Source organism: Caballeronia sp. LjRoot34, from assembly GCF_964253815.1.
GTDB lineage: Bacteria > Pseudomonadota > Gammaproteobacteria > Burkholderiales > Burkholderiaceae > Caballeronia.
In genome coordinates, this window is the sequence record NZ_CAXUSB020000003.1 from 19,401 (window position 1) to 33,947 (window position 14,547).

Here is a 14,547-nt window from a genome sequence, read left to right on the forward strand (position 1 = left end):
GCTCGATCACCGGGCTTGCGCGCGTCGCGTCTAGAACATATGGCGGATGCCCACGGTGACGCCAGTTTGCGCGTCACTCGTCGACGGCGTCGCGAACGTCAGCGCGGCGACCGCGCGATGGCCGGTCGAGTCGAAACCGCCGGCGGTCTCACGCAGTACGACGAAATACAGATCGGTCCGCTTCGACAGCGCGTAGTCCGCGCCGAGATTCCATTGCTGATAGCTCGCGCCGCTCTCGCCGTTGTACGAACTCGCGCGCGTGTACGCGTAAGCAACGCCGAGCAGCAACGACGGTGTCAGACGATATTTCAAATTCGCTTCGGCCGTATTGAACGTCGCGGTCTGGCCGACTTCGCCTGCCGGCGGCTTCGCGCCCGCGACAGCAACGCTGCCGATATTAAAGAATTTCGTGTTCGTGTAGATGCCGCCGACCGTGAACGATCCGAACGCATACGACGCACCGGCGCCCGCCACCTGTTGCGAAGCGGCGGTCGCATAGCCGCTGAAGATCGGGCTTGCAAAGTTGTTGCCGGTCGCGCTGCTGGTAGCGTTGTTGCCGAACAGCGAGTAGTTGGGATTCTTCAGGTACAGGTAGGCCGCAGCGAACTTGAACGGTCCGCCGTCGTAATCCACGCCGGCGGAAATCATCTCGTTCTGCGTGGCGTTGCCCGCTACGCCGCCGAGGCTGTATGTCGCGCCGACCTGCACTCCGTGATAACGCGGACTGACATACTTGACCGCATTGTTCGCACGCTCTGTACCGTCGACGTCGTCGAGGCCGGCTGGGTGATAGCCCCAGCCGGCGCCACGCGCCGCCCAGTCGGTGCCGGACGCGAACGGGCCCAGATAGCTCGACAGTGTCAGGTACTGGCGGCCGAGCGTCACCGTGCCGTAAGGCGTGCCAAGTCCGACGAAAGCCTGGCGGCCGAACATCAGTCCGCCTTGCAGTGCGCCGGTGGTCGTGGTGAAACCGTTTTCCAGCGTGAAGACCGCTTTATAGCCGCCGCCCAGATCTTCAACACCGCTCAGGCCGAAGCGCGACGCGCTCTCGTTGCCGCCGGCAATAGCGAATTGTGATTTGCCGCCCGCATTGGTGTTGTAGCGAAACCCGGCATCGACGATGCCATATAGCGTCACGCTGCTTTGCGCATGTGCGGTGACGGCGGTGCCGCAGGCGGCAATCAGAAGTAGCGATTTTTTCATGTGGGGTCTCCTCACAATATGTTGGCCCGTTCGCGCTTGCATGACGGATCTTCCGAAAGCCGGCCGCCATTACGCTGGCAGCGCAACCTTCGATGCCTCATATGGTTTCATGCGAACCCGGCTGCGCCAAGCGCGCTTCCGCAACTTTCCGCACCGCGAAAAGCATGCGTCGCCGTGTGGCCCTCAATTCCATCCTCCCGAGATCGATTCCGCCACGCGAAATCTTCATGATTCGCACTTGGACGACCGCTGGCCGCGACGTAGTATTGCTCGCCATTGACCTCGCGTCGTTCCGACCGGGGTCACCCTATAAAACCGGCGCCGCGCCGCGTGTCTTGCGCGCGCGTTTAGCCGGTCCGCTACGTTGGAGGAGACATGCAGATTTCAGTTGCCCAGGCGGCCCACCCTGAAGTGGCGCAGGACGAAAGCCTGATCCGGCGCGTCTGGTGGCGCATCATGCCGCTGATCCTGGTGATCTACCTTGTGTCGGTCATCGACAAGATGAACGTCAGCTTCGCCAAGCTGCAAATGGTGCATCAGATCGGCCTGACTGAAACGGCTTATGGCCTGGCGTCGTCGCTGTTTTTCATCGGCTACCTGATCTTCGAGCTGCCGAGCGCGCTCGGCGTCCACCGCTTCGGGGCGCCGAAATGGATCTTCCGCATCGTATTTAGCTGGGGCATCGCGACCTTGCTGATCGCGTACACCTCATCGGGTTCGATGTTCGCGGCGCTGCGCTTCCTGGTCGGCGCGGCTGAGGCCGGGCTCTATCCGGGTATCGTCTATTACCTGACCGTGTGGTTTCCGCGCCGCTATCAGGTGCGCGCGCTCGCCCTGCTGACGCTGGGCAGCGCGCTCGGCAACATGCTGGGCTCGGGGTTCGGCGGCTTGCTGCTGTCGCTCGACGGCGTCTGGCATCACGCGGGCTGGCAGTGGGTGTTCATCGTCACCGGCGTGCTGGCGCTGGTGCTCGCACCGATCGTGCTGTTCTATCTGCCGCGCAGCGTGGAAACCGCGTCGTTCCTGACTCCGCAGGAGCGCAGCCGCCTCGCGCGGATGGTCGCCGACGAAGCGCCGGCCGCACATCACGAAGGGAGCCTCTGGACCGTGCTGTGGGACCGCAGGGTGCTGGCGTTCTCGCTCGGCTATACGTTGCTGCTCACGTCGCTCTACGGGCTGATCTACTGGCTGCCGACGGTGATCAAGGGGTTCGGCGTCTCGAGTTCGATGAACGGCCTGCTCACGTTGATTCCGTGGGCGCTGACCGCCGCGTTGCTGCTGATCGTGCCGCGACTGCTGACGAAAGAGCGTCACGTGCGGGTGGCCGCCGCGGCGATCGGCATGATCGGCTGTGTGGCGTTCGTGGTCAGCCTGCTGGTGAGCGATCCAGCCTTGCGCTATCTCGCGCTCGTGGTTGGCACGCCTTGCACGTCGTTGCTGCTGCCGTGCTTCTGGTCGCTGCCATCGAAGTATTTCAGCGGCAAGCGCTCCGCCGCGAGCCTCGCCATCATCAGCAGCATCGGCAACTTCGGCGGCTTTCTCGCCCAGAACGCGATGCCGTGGATCGGCAAGACGCTCGGCCACCCCGGTTACGCGATGCTGCTGCCGGCGCTGTGCCTGCTGCTGCTCGGCTGCACCGCACTCGCGATGCAGTTCAACAGCGCTCGCGAGCCGCTCAATCCTGCCGCGTTCTGATACGGCGCTTCCCTTCTGCTTTCGTCCATGTCCACTTCTACGCAACACCACACCGCACGCCAGATCGGCACTTTCGTTAAAACGGGCGCGCCGCAGATCATCGAGATCCTCGGCGCCGCGGGTCTTCATTTCGCGGTGATCGACGCAGAACACGCACCGTTCGATCGAGCGACGCTCGACGTCATGGTGATCGCCGCGCGCTCCGTGCAGCTGCCGCTGTTCGTGCGGATTCCCGACATGAACGCCGCGACGATCCAGTCCGCGCTCGATCTCGGCGCGTCGGGGCTGCTGGTGCCGCACGTCGACTCCGCCGACCAGGCGCGCACGCTGGTCGCGCGCACCCGGTTCATCGACGGCGAACGCGGCTTTTCGAGTTCGCCGCGCTTTGCCGGCTACGGCGCGCTCGGGATGCAGGCGGCCATCGCGGCCGGCAACGGCACGGTCGTCATGTGTCAGATCGAGAGCCGTGCGGGTTGTGAAGCCGCGCGTGAAATCGCGGAGGTGGACGGCGTGTCCGGTCTGTTCGTCGGCCGCGCCGATCTGGCTTTGTCGTTCGGGCTTACCAGCGCCCGCGCGCCCGACGTGATGCGAGCCACCGTTGAAGTACTCGACATCGCGCGGCGGGCCGGCAAAACGCCCGGCGTCGCGCTCGGCGAAGTCAGCGAATGCGCCGAATTCGAGCGGATGGGCGCCTCGTGGTTCGTGATCGGATCGGATCAATCGCTGCTTCGCAAGGGCGCGCTGACGTTGATGGCCTAGGTATTCGCCTTGCCTCGGGGCCACCGAAAAACTGCGATAATTCGCGTTTTTCGAGGAGCCTGCGCCTGACTCATCCGGCGCGGCCGACCACTGAGACCATGCAAGGCGAAAAGATGGCGGAACGCGAATCCTCGATCCGGGCAGTGGAGCGAGCCATCACGTTGCTGCGCGCGCTGAACCGGATGCCCGTTTCGACGCTCGACAGCCTGCATCAGTCGACGTCGCTGCCGAAGCCCACCTTGATCCGGCTGTTGCGGACGTTCGAAGAACTGGGCCTCGCCGCACGTGGCGCGCGCCCTGGCGAATACCGTCTGCTCGACGGCGTCAATGCACTGAATTCGGGCTATCACCATGTGCCGCATGTGGTCGAAATCGCCGCGCCGCTCGTGCGAAAACTCACTGAAGAAATCAAGTGGCCGATCGCTGTCGGCATGCTCGACGTCGACGCGCTGGTCGTGCGCTACAGCACGATTCCCTATTCGCCGCTGTCTCTGCTGCATTCGTCGATCAACATGCGCCTGAGCCTCGTCTCGCGTGCGTTGGGACGCGCGTATCTCGCGTTCTGCTCGTCCGAAGAACAGGAGATGCTGCTCGAAGTCGTGCGGCAAAGCCATCATCCCGAAGACCGGCTCGCCCAGGATCGCGAAGCGATGCAAGCGATGCTCGATCAAACTCGCGGACGGGGGTACGCGTTGCGGGATTCCACCGTTCGGCCGGTGTCCGGCACGATCGCCGTGCCGGTGATGGCGAAGGAATTCGTCGCCGCATCGATTGGGCTGACGTGGTTTTCTTCGGCGCTAACGAGCGAGAAAGTGGTCGATAGATATCTCGATCGGATGCTTGATGTGGCGCGGCAGATTTCTGAACAGCTGTGACCTGTCCAGTTGTAACCGTCTTGTAGCGATAAGTCCGGCAAGGTGAAAAAGTCCGCGACGGCAAGGGGTTCTGCTGCAATCTGTCGGTCGCGGCGCGTGTTACGTGGCGTCTTGATTTCGGAACGGCCGCCGTTGATTAATGCAGAGTCGGTGGCAGAGTCCGCGGCATGGTGGCGGTTCGTCTTGGCCTTGACATGCGCTTTCTGGCGGTTGCCACTCCGGAATATCTGGCGATTCATCCAGCGCCGAAAACGCCCGATGCGCTGCTGCAGCACCAATGCATCCGGCAACGTCTCCCCAGTGGCAAACGCTATCGATGGGAGTTTCTCAAGCGAAGGCAGGAAGTGGCGATCGACGTACCCGGAGCCCTGACGCTCGACAACAACCAGTTGATCGTAGAGGCCGCGATAGACGGCCTGGGCATCGCTTATGTTCCGGAACCCTATGCTCGCGCGGCATTGAACGATGGGCGACTCGCTGCTGTGTTGGAGGATTGGTGCCCGCCGATTCCTGGCCTCTTCCTTTATTTTCCTCGCACTCGTCATATGCCGACGAGTTTGCGAGCGTTCATTGATATGGTTCGAACGGTTGCCTGATGAACGCGATTGCCTGCCCGGTTCTTCATTCCCATTCACGGAGGTTCCGATCTCCATACAGCTGATTCCCAGTATGAAGGAAGCCTGAACAAGGCTCTCCACAGGGTCTCATCGCGGATATCGTCCGGTTTTTCAATAGAAAGCGCATGCGCCAACCAAACCTGGTTTGACCGTTTGGCCGCACTACTGACCCGAGGGCTGTCCGCTCGCTAGTCAGGTCAAGTACCTGAACAACTCGGTAGAGCAGGATCGACTGGCGCGGTCGAATACGCGACGTGGTCAGCCTGAGCTGTCGCACGCTCATTGCAAATGTCCCTCAGCTGTAATCGACGCTGATCGACTTCGTTATCAGATACGCGTCGAGCCCCTCAATACCCCCTTCCGAGCCATAGCCACTTTCTTTCACGCCGCCGAACGGCAGCTCCGGCAGCGACACCCGCGTCGTATTCACACCGACCATCCCCGCATCGATCAGTTCGGCGGCCCGGTGTGTCGTCGTGAGCGAACGACTGTACAAATACGCTGCGAGACCGAAGCGCGTGCTGTTCGCGATGTCGATCGCTTCATCGAAGCTGTCGAATGCGATACATGGCGCAATTGGACCAAACGGCTCCTCGTGCAGCAAGGGCGACTCGCGGCGCAGACCGCTCACGACCGTTGCCGGCCAGAAGAACCCCTGCGCCGGCACCGCTCCCCGCGCGGCTTCGGCCCCGTCCGCGCAAGCCGATGCCAGCATCGCGTCGAGCGCGTTCTGTCGCCGTTCTGTCGCGACTGGCCCAAGCTGCGTCGCCGGGTCTAGCCCCGCACCAACGCGCAATGATATTGCGTAGTCCGTAAGACGCTCGACAAACTCATCGTGGATCGACGCATCGACGATGAAGCGCGTCGGCGCGATGCAGATCTGCCCCGCGTTACGGAACTTCGCAGCCCCCGCTTGCGCGATCACGCGCTCGAGGTCCGCGTCGGCAAACACAATCACCGGGGCGTGACCACCGAGCTCCAGCGTACAGCGCACGGCCCGTTTCGCCGCGCGTGCCGCGAGCTGTTCGCCGATCGCCGTAGAGCCAGTGAAGCTGACCTTGCGGATCACCGGAGAGTCGATCAGTTGCCCGGCGATCGCGGGCGCATCGCCGAATATGACGCTCAACACGCCCTCGGGCAGCCCCGCTTCGACGAACGCATGCGCAATCGCGAGCGCGGACAGCGGCGTTTCTTCAGGCGCCTTCAAGACGCAGGTGCAACCCGCAGCGAGACTACCCGCTATCTTGCGCATCGGCGTCAATGCCGGAAAATTCCATGGCGCGAACGCCGCAACTGGTCCGACCGGCACACGTTCAACCAGTTGTCTCAGCGCCGCGCGTCGCGCCGGCACTACGCGCCCGTAAGCCCGCATGCCCTCGTGCGCGTACCATTCGAGCGTTTCGAGCGCCGCGTTCCATTCGGCGGCTGCCTCGGCTATCGGTTTGCCCTGCTCGCGGGTAAGCTGCGCGGCGAGCCGTTCGCGATCCGCGCGCAAACGCTCGGCCGCGCCGAGCAGCACCTGCGCCCGTTCGTGTGCGCTCGTGCCGCTCCAGCCGCGAAAGGCGCTGTGCGCGGCCGCGAGTGCCGCCTCAACCTGCGCATGATCGGCGCCGATCGCGTTGACCAGCGTGCGGCCCGTCGACGGATCGACGATCCGGATCTCCGGTCCGGCACCGCGCACGCAGGCGCCGCCGATCATGACATCCGCAGCCGTCAGTTCCCCGCTCTCCTGGCCCATCAACCGATCCTCCGGATCGAATCGGCGAGCGTCGAAAACAGCCGTTCGATCTCGTCGTGGCTGATCACAAGCGGCGGCGACAGCAGGATCGTGTCGCCGGATGCGCGCACCAGTACATCGTGCGCGAGGCAATCGCGATGCACCGCATAGCCGCGCCGGCCTGGTCCCTCCTCGGACGCAGCAAGGTCGATCGCCGCGAGCAACCCGATATTGCGAATGTCCAGTATGCCGGGCAGACTGCGCAACGCATGCGCGGCATCCTCCCAGGTTTGCTCGAGCTCCCTTGCGCGGACCAGCAGTCCTTCGCGGCGGTACACCCGCAATGCGGCAAGACCAGCGGCGCAGGCGAGCGGATGCGCGGAATACGTATAGCCGTGTGGCAATTCGATCGCGTCTTCCGGTCCGGCCATCAGCGCGTCGTAGACCGCTCGTGTTGTCAGCGTTGCGCCCATCGGCACCGCGCCATTCGTGAGTCCCTTGGCGCACGTGATGAGGTCCGGGGTGACGTCGAACCGGCTTGCCGCGAACGGCGCGCCGATACGACCGAACCCGGTGATCACCTCGTCGAAGATCAGTAGAATGCCGTGCGCGTCGCAGATCTCGCGCAGCCTCTTCAAATAGCCGGGCGGGGGCACCAGCACGCCAGTCGAACCCGACACTGGCTCGACGATCACCGCAGCGATCGTCGATGCATCATGCAGCGCCACGAGACGCGTCAGGTCGTCCGCGAGATGTTCGCCCCAGTTCGGCTGGCCGCGCGAAAAGGCCATCTGCGCGCGGTCGTACGTATGCGGCAAATGATCGATGCTCGGCAGCAGGTTGCCGAATGCTTTTCGCTGACTCGCAATACCGGAAACCGACAAGCCACCGAAGCCGACGCCGTGATACGCACGCTCCCGGCCGATTAACCGGACACGTTGCGCGTCGCCGCGTGCCCGGTGATAGGCGAGTGCGATCTTCAGCGCGGTGTCGACCGCCTCCGAGCCCGAGTTCGAGAAGAATGCGTGCCCGAAGCCAGCGGGCGCTTCGGCAACGAGCTCATCGGCGAATTCGAACGCCGTTGCATGGCCTAACTGGAACGACGGAGCGTAGTCGAGCTGCGCTGCGCTGCGTTGAATCGCGTCGACAATTTCCGGCCTGCCGTGGCCCGCGTTGACGCACCATAGTCCCGCGACGCCGTCGAGCACGCGCGAGCCGTCCGCGCGATGGTAGTACATGCCCTGCGCGCCGCTGAACAAGGTCGGATCCGCCTTGAATCTCCGGTTCGACGTGAATGGCATCCAGAATGCGTCCAGTCTGGACGCTGTCGTTGTGAAGCTCATCGATAGGTTTCCTGTTTATTGATCGCTCATTGCGCGAGCTTGATACCCCACAGCCGCGGCCGGCGCCCCGGCCATGCGGCGAAGCCGATCACGCGCCGGTTTGCCGCCGCGGTTACTGCACCCGCATCGAGGCCGATGATCGGCACGTCCCGCAGCATCAACTCATGCAACTGGTCGAACGCGGCTTGTTTCTGCGGATCGTCTGACGCCTGCATCAGGCGATCGCGCGCGGCCTGTGCGTCGGGGTCGTCCCACACCTTGCTGACATCCGTCGCCTTGCTGCCAATGAAACGGTCGTAGTGAAACGCCGGGTCGAGCGACGGCGCGAGGTGGAACACCATGACCTGATAGTGGCCGGCGAAGAAATCGCTCACCATGCTTGCGAATTCGAGCGGCTTGACGATCATGTTGAGGCCCGCCTGCTGCCCCATTGCCTGCACCATCAATGCGGTGTCATACATCGATTTGAAGCGCGGCGTGGTCGAGATCGCAATCGGCTGTCCGTGGTATCCGGCCGAGGCGAGCAGGTGCCGCGCGCCGGCGACGTCGTAGCCAATGCGCTTTTGCATCACCGCGTCGTAAAAGCGGTTTGCTGGCGACACCAGCGAACCATCCACCGGCGCGAGTCCGAGCGCGGTGACCTTGCTGATTGCCGCGGCGTCGATCGACATCGCAATCGCGCGCCGCACACGGACGTCGGCGAGCAGGGGATCGGCGGTCTGCAGCACGAGGATCGACGGGCCGACGCTCGGCGCGTGCGTTACCCGCAGCGACGCCATTCGCTCGAACTCCCGCTGGAACTGCGGATTGATGCCGTACCAGATATCGATGTCGCTCACTTCGAGCGCCGCCTTGATCGACGCCTCATCCGGGATCACCACGAAGCGCACGTTGTCGATGAACGGCGTCTTGTCGCCCGCGTAGCCATCCTCAATGCCCGGCGCCGGCCGATAGTCCCGATAGCGCGTCAGCGAGATCGACTGGCCCTTCAGCCACTGCCCGAACACGTATGGGCCCGTGCCGACCGGCGCACGCCAGTGGCCCGCGGCGTCTACCGACGCAGGACTCAGAATCGCCGTCTGGTCACAGTCGAGCCGCGCCATCATGTTGAGCAGCACCGGGCTCGGCTGGGCGAGAACAAATTGCACGTGCAGAGCGTCGAGCGCACTGACCGACTGGATCTTGAGCCCGCGCGTGCCGTCGAAATAGGCACGGCACGACCAGTTGGTCTTCGGATCGAGATAGCGATGCCACGTCCACACTACCGCGTCCGCATCGAGCGGCTGCCCGTTGTGGAACCGGACGCCCTGCCGCAATGCGAACGTATAGACGCGATGGTCCGCGGAGACGTCGATGCGCTCGGCAAGCATCGGCATCGGCGTGCCGTCGAGCGTCGGCGCGACCAGCCCCTCGACGATCTGCGACAGGACAATTCCGGTCGGATCGTCGGAAGTCTTGCCGGGCTCAGTCGTACGGATATCGGCGTTCAGCGCGAGCGTCAGCGTGTGCGGATCGGCGGCATGGGCTGCGAGTGGCGCGACCGCGACCGCGATCAGGACGCAGGCGGCCAGGTGGGCGAAGGCGGCAGCAACACGCGCCGCCGGTCTGAATAAATGGATCATGGAATGACCGGGACGTAAATAGACACTTCAGGCGCTGGTGGCGAATGGCTGGGCCGGCAAGTCAACGTGCGGCGATGCGTCGAGCAGGGTGCGCGTATAGGGGTGCTGCGGCGCGTCGAATACGGCGTCGCGTTCGCCGGTCTCGACTGCTCGCCCCTTGTGCATCACGAGCACCCGATCGCTGATCTGCTCGACCGCGGCGAGATCGTGCGAGATGAAGATGCACGCGAAGCCATGCTCTGACTGCAGTTGCTGAAATAGCGCCAGAACCTGTTTCTGCAGCGTCATGTCGAGCGCCGAGATCGGTTCGTCTGCAACGATCAGCGCCGGACGCGTGACGATCGCCCGCGCGATCGCTGCCCGCTGCCGCTGGCCGCCCGACAGCTGATGCGCAAAGCGCCGCCCGAAGCCCGCGAGGCCGACCTCGGCCAGCACGTCTTCCACGCGCCGCTCGCGCTGCGTCCGGGTGGCGAATTCGGGCAAATGCCGCAACGGTTCGGCGACGATTGCGCTGATCCGCATGCGCGGATCGAGCGACGAATACGGATCCTGAAACACCATCTGGCACTGTCTGCGGAACGCCTTCAATTGCGCGCCGTCGGCGCGCAGCACGTCGCGGCCACGAAACAGCAGTTGGCCGCCGCTCATGCGCACGAGTTGCACGATGGCGCGACCGAGCGTCGTCTTGCCCGACCCGCTGCCGCCGACAATCGCCACGGTCTCGCCAGCAAAGATGTCAAAGCTGACGCGGTCGACGGCCTTCAGCGGTGCACTGCGGGCGCCGAACAGGCCGCGCCGGCCCGGATGCACGACTTCGAGGTCGATCACCGACAACAGCGGCATGCCTTCGCGTGCGACCGGCACTCGAACCTCGCGACGCGGCAGCGCGGCGATCAGCTGGCGCGTGTAGGGATCGCGCGGCGCCTGCAGCAACGTACGCGCCGCGCCCTTTTCGATCTCGCGGCCGCGGCACAGCACGATCGCACGATTCGAATAGCGGGCCACGAGACCGAGGTTGTGCGTAATGAGCAGCACCGCCGTGCCGGCTTCGCGGGTCAGTTCGACCATGACCTCCATTACTTCGCGTTGCGTAACCGTGTCGAGCGCGGTAGTAGGCTCGTCCGCGATCAGCAGCGCGGGCTTGAGCAGCATGACGGAGGCCAGCATGATGCGCTGGCGCATGCCGCCGGAGAACTCGTGCGGATACGCGGCGAGGCAGCGGGCAGGATCGTCGATACCGATGCGCCGCAGCATCGCCAGGGACGCATCGCGGATCTCGGCGGCGCTCATGCGCGTATGCTGCTTCAGGCCTTGCGCCATTGATGCGCCGATGCGCATTGCCGGATTGAGCGAGGCCATTGGCTCCTGGAACACCATACCGATACGCGCGCCGCGCAACTTGCGCAGCGCATGCGGATTCAGGTTCGTCAGCTCGGTGCCTTGCAGGGTGATCGTGCCAGACAGATGACACACCGGTGCCGGCAGCAAGCCGAGAATCGAGCGCGCGATCATCGTTTTGCCGCTGCCGGATTCACCGACCACCGCTACGAATTCGCCCATCCCGACGCTCAACGACACGTCGTCGACGATCCGTTCCCGGCCTGGCACGCCGAGGACGAGGTGATCGACGCTCAGCAGCGTGGAGAAAGGCGGGTTCACGAATGCCCCTCCATGCGCGGGTCGAAGCGGTCGCGCAGCGCATCGCCGAGCAGATTCACGCCAAGTAGCACACCGGCGATGCACAGGCCCGGCACAATGGACAGCAATGCGTCGCTGTCCATGTATTGCCTTGCATCGGCCAGCATGTTGCCCCAGCTCGGTGCCGGAGGCGGCACGCCCATGCCGAGGAACGACAGCGCCGACTCGGCGAGGATCGACCAGCCGAAAATACTGGTCGCGATCACGATCAGCGGCGAAAGGCAGTTCGGCAGCACATGCCGGAACAGCGTGTACAGCGACGAGTTGCCTATCAGACAGGATGCTTCGACATACTCACGGCTGCGCACCGAGAGCGCCGACGCACGCACGATCCGATATACCGATGGCGCGTACGCGAACGACAGTGCCAGCACGATGCCACCAGGCGACTGGCCGGCTATCATCGTCACCCCGAGCGCCAGCATGATCCCCGGAAACGACAGCAGCGCGTTCGCGACAAGGTTCAGCGCGCGCTCTAACATACCGCGGAAATAGCCGGCAATGCCGCCTAGCAGCGCGCCGACCGCGGCGGTCGCGAGCATCGTCTCGAAGGCGATCATCATGCTGAGCGAGGCGCCTGCCATCAAGCGGGACAACACGTCCCGGCCGAATTCGTCAGTGCCTAGCCAGTGCTGCGCAGACGGCGGTGCGAGCAGGTTCACGAAGTCCATCTGGGTGATGCCGTAGGGCGTCCACCAGATGGCGAGTACTGCGAAGCCAAGCGGAACCGCCAGTAGTATGCCGCCGAGTGCGGCCGCAAACGGCCTGCGCAGTTTGAGCCGGCGCATCATGCGGCGACTCGCGGGTCGAACAAGAAGTAGCACAGATCCACCACGAGGTTGACGAGGACGTAAAAAACCGCGGTAAAGAGCAGACAGCCCTGTACCACCGGATAATCGCGAGCGAAGATTGAATCGACGAGCAGCCGGCCGAGGCCCGGCAACGTGAACACTGTTTCGATCACCGCGATGCCGCCTAGCAGATGCCCGAGCGACAAACCGATCAAGGTCCATGTCGGGGCGAACGCGTTGGGCAGGCAATGGCGCAGCATCACCCGGGCTTCGGACAGACCGGTTGCGCGCGCATGGGAGATGTACTCGAGTTGCAGCACGTCCATTGCGCTTGCACGCATCATCCGCGTTAGCGCCCCGACCTGGATCATCGTCAGCGCCAGGACCGGCAACGCGAGATAACTGAGGCTTTGCAGAGGATGTTCGCTGACAGGCACGTAGCCAACCACCGGCACCCAGCCGAGCCGCAGGCCGAACAGCATCAGCAGCAAAATGCCGAGCCAGAACGACGGAATCGACAGCAAGAGCGCGGAGGCGGCGACAATCGCCACATCCGGCCACTGTTTCCTGAAGCGGGCGGCGACAATCCCAGCCGGCACCGCGATTGCCGTTGCAAGCAGTACCGCAGCAAGAACGATGGACAGCGACAGCTTGAAGCGCGACCAGATCAGCACTGTTACGCTTTCCTGATTGATTAGCGAACGGCCGAGATCGCCACGCAACGCGTGGCCGAGCCAGTGTACGTACTGCATCGGTAGCGGATCGGTCAGGCCGTAGCTCGCCCGCAGCGCCCCCAGCGCTTGAGGCGTCGCTGCGTCGCCGAGCATCTGCTGCGCGGGGTCGCCCGGCAATAGCCGCAGCATCGCGAAGACAATGAGCGTCACCACCAGCAACGTCGGCACTATCGAGCCAAGCCGGCTTACCGCAAAGCGAAACATAGTGCACTCCTCGAACTGAATAAAACGTTCCGGCATGCGCCGGACGCCGGGAATGGCATCGGCCCGATGCAGACCTCCGACGGCTTGCCGCATTCGCGCCGGGCCTGCCATTTACATGCGCTACAGCCGGTACTCGGCAAACTGGATGCCCTCATATGGCTTACGCGCAACCCACATCCGGCGGTCCGCGGGATCCATCAGCGTGGTCGCAACCGTCGCCGAGATACTCGCGTGGCTTGCGGGTTTCGGACGGCGCAACACGCCGTCGGGCGCCGGAAAATCGTCAGCCAGCGCAGCCTTGACAGTGTCCCAGCCGATCCGATGCGGTGCCTCAAGGCGCGCAGCCGATAGTCGAGCGCTCACCCGCCGTTGCCGGTAGATCGAATCGGGGTTGGCGCGCGGGCCGAGATCGCGCAGCTTGGTCCGCGCGACCGGGCAGATCCAGTGGTTCGCGTGCACGATGAAGCCATTTTCCGGCGTGAGCCAGAAGATCTCGTCCGGCGCGCATTCGAGGTCAACCGCTTCACCGCCCGCCTGCGCCAGCATCAGGTTGTTCGAACAGAATCGGTCGACGCTCCACAACAGCTTCATCGCCTGACAAAGGTTTTCGGCTTCCAGCATCTTGCGGCGGATCAGCACGAGAGGGACGTCCGCGCGCTTGGTGTAGTCACGGTCCGACCACAAGAAGTTGCCGGTCAGCGATACACCGGCGCTGTTGAAACCGTGGCGCGCAAGCGAACCCGCTTCGGTGAACATCAGCAGGTCCGGGCCGTCGCCACGCTGCATCCGCAGCACGATACCGGTCTCGGTGCACTCCTCACGCCAGTCCCAATTGTGCGCATGGATCAGCCGCCCCGTTTCCGATGCGTCTGGCAACACGATGAGTCCGGTACAGCCATCACCCGGTTCGTCCGCGAGCCTCGCGTTGCTGACAAGCGCGTCGTGACCGAACATCATCTCGGTCCGGCAGTTGATCACGATCACGTCCTCAAGCGACACGCCCGCTCCGTCGGCGATACCGCGCATTTCGGCAAGATAGTCGGCATCGAAACGCTCGATGCACGACGCCATTGTCTGGGCGAGCACGCGGATCTGCGGCTCGCCGACGTCGCGGCGAAGCAGTTGCTCGCGATACAGGGCAATGCTCGCGGCGACGCGCTGCGGCACGGCCTGGCCATGCTGCAAACCGCGCTGATAAGGCGAACCGGAAGTTTCTACGAACGGGAAAGGCGCTGGCAGGGACATGAGATTTCGGGTTGGGAAGCAATGCGCCGATAATGGTCTATTTC

At 63.9% G+C, this 14,547-nt stretch carries 12 protein-coding genes; 4 read left to right on the forward strand and 8 right to left on the reverse strand.

The features are described 5' to 3' along the window. Nucleotides 1-30 precede the first annotated feature (30 nt). On the reverse strand, nt 31-1,203 hold the full coding sequence (locus tag ACSQ36_RS31120; protein WP_213763611.1) for a porin: 1,173 nt from the start codon (nt 1,201-1,203) through the stop codon (nt 31-33). 375 nt (nt 1,204-1,578) lie between these two features. On the opposite strand from ACSQ36_RS31120, the gene ACSQ36_RS31125 reads away from it, so the two are divergent. The 4 genes from ACSQ36_RS31125 to ACSQ36_RS31140 all read left to right on the forward strand — a co-directional run bounded on the left by ACSQ36_RS31125 (nt 1,579) and on the right by ACSQ36_RS31140 (nt 5,128). Beyond that, nucleotides 1,579-2,898 (forward strand): MFS transporter, encoded by a 1,320-nt coding sequence (locus tag ACSQ36_RS31125; RefSeq protein WP_436185000.1) that lies wholly within the window; start codon nt 1,579-1,581, stop codon nt 2,896-2,898. Between the two features lie 27 nt (nt 2,899-2,925). Continuing rightward, a complete protein-coding gene (locus tag ACSQ36_RS31130; protein WP_436185001.1) occupies nt 2,926-3,657 on the forward strand; it encodes an HpcH/HpaI aldolase family protein in 732 nt (243 codons plus the stop codon). 98 nt (nt 3,658-3,755) lie between these two features. Then, nucleotides 3,756-4,532: a DNA-binding transcriptional regulator gene (locus ACSQ36_RS31135; protein ID WP_436185002.1), complete on the forward strand. Its 777-nt coding sequence runs from the start codon at nt 3,756-3,758 to the stop codon at nt 4,530-4,532. A gap of 167 nt (nt 4,533-4,699) precedes the next feature. Continuing rightward, complete coding sequence (locus tag ACSQ36_RS31140; protein ID WP_436185003.1) at nt 4,700-5,128, forward strand: LysR substrate-binding domain-containing protein; 429 nt, start codon at nt 4,700-4,702, stop codon at nt 5,126-5,128. Between the two features lie 316 nt (nt 5,129-5,444). Here ACSQ36_RS31140 and ACSQ36_RS31145 read toward each other — a convergent pair whose 3' ends face one another. From ACSQ36_RS31145 to ACSQ36_RS31175, 7 genes are all read right to left on the reverse strand, one after another. Further along, entirely contained in the window at nt 5,445-6,887 is a 1,443-nt protein-coding gene (locus ACSQ36_RS31145) for an NAD-dependent succinate-semialdehyde dehydrogenase (protein ID WP_436185004.1), read from the reverse strand. Further along, nucleotides 6,887-8,209: an aspartate aminotransferase family protein gene (locus ACSQ36_RS31150; protein ID WP_436185005.1), complete on the reverse strand. Its 1,323-nt coding sequence runs from the start codon at nt 8,207-8,209 to the stop codon at nt 6,887-6,889. The genes ACSQ36_RS31145 and ACSQ36_RS31150 overlap by 1 nt, the downstream gene beginning before the upstream one ends. 26 nt (nt 8,210-8,235) lie before the next feature. Then, the gene (locus tag ACSQ36_RS31155) at nt 8,236-9,831 is read right to left on the reverse strand and encodes an ABC transporter substrate-binding protein (RefSeq protein WP_436185006.1); all 1,596 of its coding nucleotides are present in this window, start codon (nt 9,829-9,831) and stop codon (nt 8,236-8,238) included. Nucleotides 9,832-9,858: 27 nt separating this feature from the next. Further along, nucleotides 9,859-11,490, reverse strand: a complete 1,632-nt coding sequence (locus ACSQ36_RS31160; RefSeq protein WP_436185007.1) for a dipeptide ABC transporter ATP-binding protein — start codon at nt 11,488-11,490, stop codon at nt 9,859-9,861. Continuing rightward, a complete protein-coding gene (locus ACSQ36_RS31165) occupies nt 11,487-12,320 on the reverse strand; it encodes an ABC transporter permease (RefSeq protein WP_436185008.1) in 834 nt (277 codons plus the stop codon). The genes ACSQ36_RS31160 and ACSQ36_RS31165 overlap by 4 nt, the downstream gene beginning before the upstream one ends. Then, nucleotides 12,317-13,258 (reverse strand): ABC transporter permease, encoded by a 942-nt coding sequence (locus ACSQ36_RS31170; RefSeq protein ID WP_436185009.1) that lies wholly within the window; start codon nt 13,256-13,258, stop codon nt 12,317-12,319. Before ACSQ36_RS31170 ends, ACSQ36_RS31165 begins: the two co-directional genes overlap by 4 nt. A 120-nt stretch (nt 13,259-13,378) precedes the next feature. Then, complete coding sequence (locus ACSQ36_RS31175; RefSeq protein ID WP_213763619.1) at nt 13,379-14,503, reverse strand: C45 family autoproteolytic acyltransferase/hydolase; 1,125 nt, start codon at nt 14,501-14,503, stop codon at nt 13,379-13,381. Nucleotides 14,504-14,547: the final 44 nt, after the last annotated feature.

Coding starts and splice junctions, on each gene's coding strand:
- ACSQ36_RS31120 (WP_213763611.1), bottom strand. CDS start 1,203: ATGAAAAAATCGCTACTTCTGATTGCCGCCTGCGGCACCGCCGTCACC.
- ACSQ36_RS31125 (WP_436185000.1), top strand. CDS start 1,579: ATGCAGATTTCAGTTGCCCAGGCGGCCCACCCTGAAGTGGCGCAGGAC.
- ACSQ36_RS31130 (WP_436185001.1), top strand. CDS start 2,926: ATGTCCACTTCTACGCAACACCACACCGCACGCCAGATCGGCACTTTC.
- ACSQ36_RS31135 (WP_436185002.1), top strand. CDS start 3,756: ATGCAAGGCGAAAAGATGGCGGAACGCGAATCCTCGATCCGGGCAGTG.
- ACSQ36_RS31140 (WP_436185003.1), top strand. CDS start 4,700: ATGGTGGCGGTTCGTCTTGGCCTTGACATGCGCTTTCTGGCGGTTGCC.
- ACSQ36_RS31145 (WP_436185004.1), bottom strand. CDS start 6,887: ATGGGCCAGGAGAGCGGGGAACTGACGGCTGCGGATGTCATGATCGGC.
- ACSQ36_RS31150 (WP_436185005.1), bottom strand. CDS start 8,209: ATGAGCTTCACAACGACAGCGTCCAGACTGGACGCATTCTGGATGCCA.
- ACSQ36_RS31155 (WP_436185006.1), bottom strand. CDS start 9,831: ATGATCCATTTATTCAGACCGGCGGCGCGTGTTGCTGCCGCCTTCGCC.
- ACSQ36_RS31165 (WP_436185008.1), bottom strand. CDS start 12,320: ATGATGCGCCGGCTCAAACTGCGCAGGCCGTTTGCGGCCGCACTCGGC.
- ACSQ36_RS31170 (WP_436185009.1), bottom strand. CDS start 13,258: ATGTTTCGCTTTGCGGTAAGCCGGCTTGGCTCGATAGTGCCGACGTTG.
- ACSQ36_RS31175 (WP_213763619.1), bottom strand. CDS start 14,503: ATGTCCCTGCCAGCGCCTTTCCCGTTCGTAGAAACTTCCGGTTCGCCT.